The 4,114-nt window shown below is 48.1% G+C and carries 4 protein-coding genes and 1 pseudogene; all 5 read left to right on the forward strand.

Annotated features, from left to right (window positions below; translation table 11 throughout):
* Positions 1 to 112, forward strand: a pseudogene (locus tag ACNKIB_RS05505) (IS982 family transposase); the annotation flags it as partial.
* Between the two features lie 39 nt (positions 113 to 151).
* Complete coding sequence (locus tag ACNKIB_RS05510) at positions 152 to 490, forward strand: IS630 transposase-related protein (protein ID WP_417909548.1); 339 nt, start codon at positions 152 to 154, stop codon at positions 488 to 490.
* A 47-nt stretch (positions 491 to 537) separates the two neighbouring features.
* Positions 538 to 846, forward strand: a complete 309-nt coding sequence (locus tag ACNKIB_RS05515; protein WP_417909551.1) for a transposase — start codon at positions 538 to 540, stop codon at positions 844 to 846.
* 462 nt (positions 847 to 1,308) lie between these two features.
* Positions 1,309 to 1,731 (forward strand): DUF6010 family protein, encoded by a 423-nt coding sequence (locus ACNKIB_RS05520; protein ID WP_417909549.1) that lies wholly within the window; start codon positions 1,309 to 1,311, stop codon positions 1,729 to 1,731.
* Between the two features lie 886 nt (positions 1,732 to 2,617).
* Positions 2,618 to 3,739, forward strand: a complete 1,122-nt coding sequence (locus ACNKIB_RS05525) for an ISAs1 family transposase (RefSeq protein ID WP_417909550.1) — start codon at positions 2,618 to 2,620, stop codon at positions 3,737 to 3,739.
* The last annotated feature ends 375 nt before the right edge of the window (positions 3,740 to 4,114 follow it).

Genomic DNA, 4,114 nt, shown 5'->3' on the forward strand with positions numbered 1-4,114 from the left:
GCATTTTCAACACCGTTTGATCAGAAAAATTTTGGCGCATACTGTCTGTGTTTTCCTTAACTTATCCTGCAATCTCCCTCCGCTTGATCTGGATGGGCTGGTTGCTGTATAAAGAGTTGCACATTAGGTAATAGATTTTCGTCGGAAGGTTTTGGAGATCAAAGACCGGGATGGTCTGAGCTTTGAAGAGACGGCTCTGCGTTTCGGAGTCAGCAAATCAAGCGTGAGCCGCCGGGCGAAACGGCTTGAACCGTGCCGCACTCGGAACAAACCTGCGACAAAGATTGCTCCTGAGCGCCTCATCCGTGATGTGGAGCAGCATCCTGATGCCTTTCAGCATGAGCGTGCGGCGCGGTTCGGATGCAGTCAGCGCGGCATATGCGAGGCGTTGAATCGGTTGAAAATCAGCAGAAAAAAACTTTTTTCCATCCGAAAGCTGATGAGGAGTCCCGCCGGATTTTCAAAAAGAAGGTCAGCGTCTATGAATTGATGCGCATTCCTTTGATTTACATTGATGAAAGCGGCTTTTTAGAAGACATGCCAAGAATATTCGGTTATGCGCCAGCAGGCGCGAGGTGCTTTGGAAAGCATGATTTAATGTCGAGGCGGCGGACTAATGTTGTCGGTGCTTTGACCGAAGACAGGCTGCTGGCCGCAGCTCTTTTTGACGGTGCCGTCAATACAGATGTTTTTGAAGCATGGCTGCTGCAGGGTCTTCTGCCTGTGCTTCCAAACGGAGCTGTTGTTGTCATGGACAACGCCTCGTTTCATAAATTTGAGAGAATTCAGGAGGCGGTTGAAGCTGCTGGCTGCCTCCTTGAGGCATCTTCCGCCATATTCTCCTGATTTGAACCCCATAGAGCATAAATGGGCGCAAGCAAAGGCACTCAGAAGAAAACTTGGCTGTTCGACAGATGAGATTTTTCAGCAACCATGCTTACAGTCAATTTATTGTGCTACGGCTATAATTGAACGAAATCAATTAATTACAGATCAAGTCGCGCAAATTTTGTCGAAAGCAATCAAATCGTTTTTTAACCCGATATGAAATCGCTACAAAAGGCCGGTCGGCCTCATGGCAGACGGGGCCGGAACAGCAAAGCGCGACCGCTGACGGAAAAATAATTCTTGACGCGCAGAAAAACTTGTGCAACCATGAAGAATCAGCAGGTTACTGCTGATTCTTCATGGATTCAGCTTTCATGCATCCATAAAAACTCTACAGCGGAAAAGGAGGAAAACCTATGGACAGCGCAATGAACGTGATCGGATTGCTGGCAATTTTTGGTCTTTATTTTTTCTTTTGGCATGGCAATCGCTTTCGGAACAGCGTATGTGGCAAGAAACTATATCTCAGCAAAGGCAGAGCATATATACTACGCCATTTTTCTTGGAGTGATGGCTTCGTTTTACCTGCCGTTCCTCGCTTATTTCGGCGATCTGAAGACAACAGACTCCGAGCTGGCCGCAGTGGCCTTCTTCGCCGCGCTCGGCCTTGTCGGCCTCAAGGAACCCGCAGTCATGGCCGCAGGTTATGCCCTGCACAGCGTGTGGGATGTCGCGCATGAATGGAACATGCACTTTGGCGGCCATGCCTGGGGACTTATTTCCGTCCCGCTCGGCTATGGCGCGCTTTGCATCGCCTTCGACGTGTGCATAGCTGTGTACTGTCTATACCGCCGCAAGGAATGGCTGGCGGCGTGGAATGGCGCGGCTGTGCCTGCACCTTGAAAAAGGGCGCAGTTCCCCGAAATAAAAAGGGAGGACAGATTGCTATGTCCTCCCTTTTGCTTGTTGACAACAGCGTGCTACGGAATCATATTTTTTGTTGCCTTGATGCAGGTGATTCGTGAAGCGGCGATAATCTCAACACCTTCATTCTGCGCTTTCCCTTTCGGAAAATAGAGAGCGTAGGTGCTTCTGTCTGTGGCAAGCAGGAGCGCGTTTCGCTGTGCCCCATCAATGCAATATGTTCTCAACTTTACTGAACAAGCTTTTCTGATCACCTTTTCCGTTGCTTTGCGAATACTGTTCGTATTCCTTGACTGCGTGCTTTTCGCCTTGCTCAGAAGAGAAAGTGATCAAACTGTGGAAAGCATATAACGCAGCAAGCAAAAACGAGCCTACCATGATAGATGTAAAGGCAATACTTATGATATCCGTTAAGAGTTTTGGCGGCTCACTCTCTGGCTCTTCCTCCTTTTTGCTTCCAAACTTCTTACGCAACCAGATAGATGTCTTACGAGAGACTCTCCTGTTTCGATAGGTATATCTCTATAGCAGTATATTGCAATGCAGATATTACAATTCCAATTAAAATGATAAGCACATACATCATTCCAGCAGACAAGACAATAGTGCCATCAACTAAGCTATTGTAAATATCGTTTGCAAAGAAGTCTGATTCGATCCCCCATTTCTGAAGATACTCAGATTGGTGATACCTTCCGACCACATACAAAAGTCCTGTTGTCGTAGCCCAGGGCAAACGCATGACTTTGCCAATAAGTAGCTGGGGTTAAAGCAATCAGGCAAACGTCGTCGAAAATAATTGACAGCGTTCCAGCCGTCTTGATTTTACAACAGTCCTCCAAAATCAAAAGAACAGGAGGACAGAATGTCGGCAGCCGGTATTATTGAGCACTTTTCAGCTTTGCCCGATCCGCGTGTTCATGCAAGGAAAAATGAGCATAAACTTATTGATATCATAGTGATTGCAGTTTGCGCAGTCATCTGCGGCGCAAATGACTGGACAGAAATTGCGCAGTACGGCGTTGCGAAAAAGGACTGGTTCGCCGCTTTCTTGGAACTGCCGAACGGAATTCCCTCGCATGACACATTCAACAGGGTGTTTTCCTTTATCAATCCTGATGAATTTCAACGATGCTTCTCTGGATGGATTCGGGCGGCGGTGGAACTCACCCAAGGCCAAGTTGTCGCGTTCGATGGAAAAACATTGCGGCGGTCCCATGATGCCAAGTCAGGCAAATCGGCAATCCACATGGTCAGCGCCTGGGCCGCTGCTGATCATCTTGTGATCGGTCAGGTGAAGACTGAAGAGAAGTCGAACGAAATAAACGCCATTCCTGAACTGCTCGATTTTTTGAATATGAAAGGGTGCACAGCGACGATTGACGCTATGGGCTGCCAAAAGAAAATTGTCAAAAAAATCATTGAGCAAGGCGGTGATTATGCAATAGCCGTAAAAGGGAATCAGCCGGGCCTTTTTCAAGCCGTTGACAAGCTGTTCAGCAGTGCTGACGTGGGAAGGCTGAACAGCTCCGAATTTGATTTTCACAGCAGCGAAGCGGCAGGTCATGGCCGCCATGAAGTCCGCTGGTGCTTCATGACAGATAATCTGGGCGGAATTCCCATGCGTTCGGAATGGGAGGGCTTGCGGTCTGCCGGCGCTGTCATCTCTGATGTCACAGTAAACGGTCAGACCACAACATCTTGCAGATATTATATTTCCAGCCTTGAAAAAAATGCCGTGCTTCTTGCTGAATCGGTTCGCGGACATTGGAGCATAGAAAACTCTGCTCATTGGGTGCTTGACACAGCTTTTCGGGAAGATGATTCACGACTCAGAAAAGGTCACGGTCCAGAAAATTTTGCTGTGCTGCGTCACATCGCGCTCAACCTTTTGAAGCAGGAAGGAAGCAGGCTCGGAGTAAAGGCTAAAAGGCTCAAGGCGGGATGGGACAACAATTTTTTGAGCAAGGTTCTGGCAGGACTATAAAAGTCATGCGTTTGCCGTGAGGCAGGCCCTCGCCGATTTCTTCCAAGACCTGCTTCACGGCATGGGCTTCCTGCAAGAGCTTCGGAATGCTTCCTGTCAACATAACAGCCTCCTGATGTTTTCCTCGCGCCAGTCCTCTTTTAAAAAGGACACCTCAGTTTTTTCCTCGGACAGCTCAGAGTGAAACACTGGCTGCCGCTTTTCTTTCTCTGGCGTGTCCGAGCAAGAAATTGACGGTAATGGTGATTTATGAGTGACAAGGCGGGTCGCACCTGAAAAATATATTGAATTTATCATTAAAAACAATATAATAGCGAAAAGCGGACTTTCGGGTACGCCTTCACCGCTTGGCTTTCAAAGGAGGGATTGTCCGCC

This window comes from Candidatus Electronema sp. PJ (assembly GCF_048287395.1).
Taxonomy (GTDB): Bacteria; Desulfobacterota; Desulfobulbia; order Desulfobulbales; family Desulfobulbaceae; genus Electronema.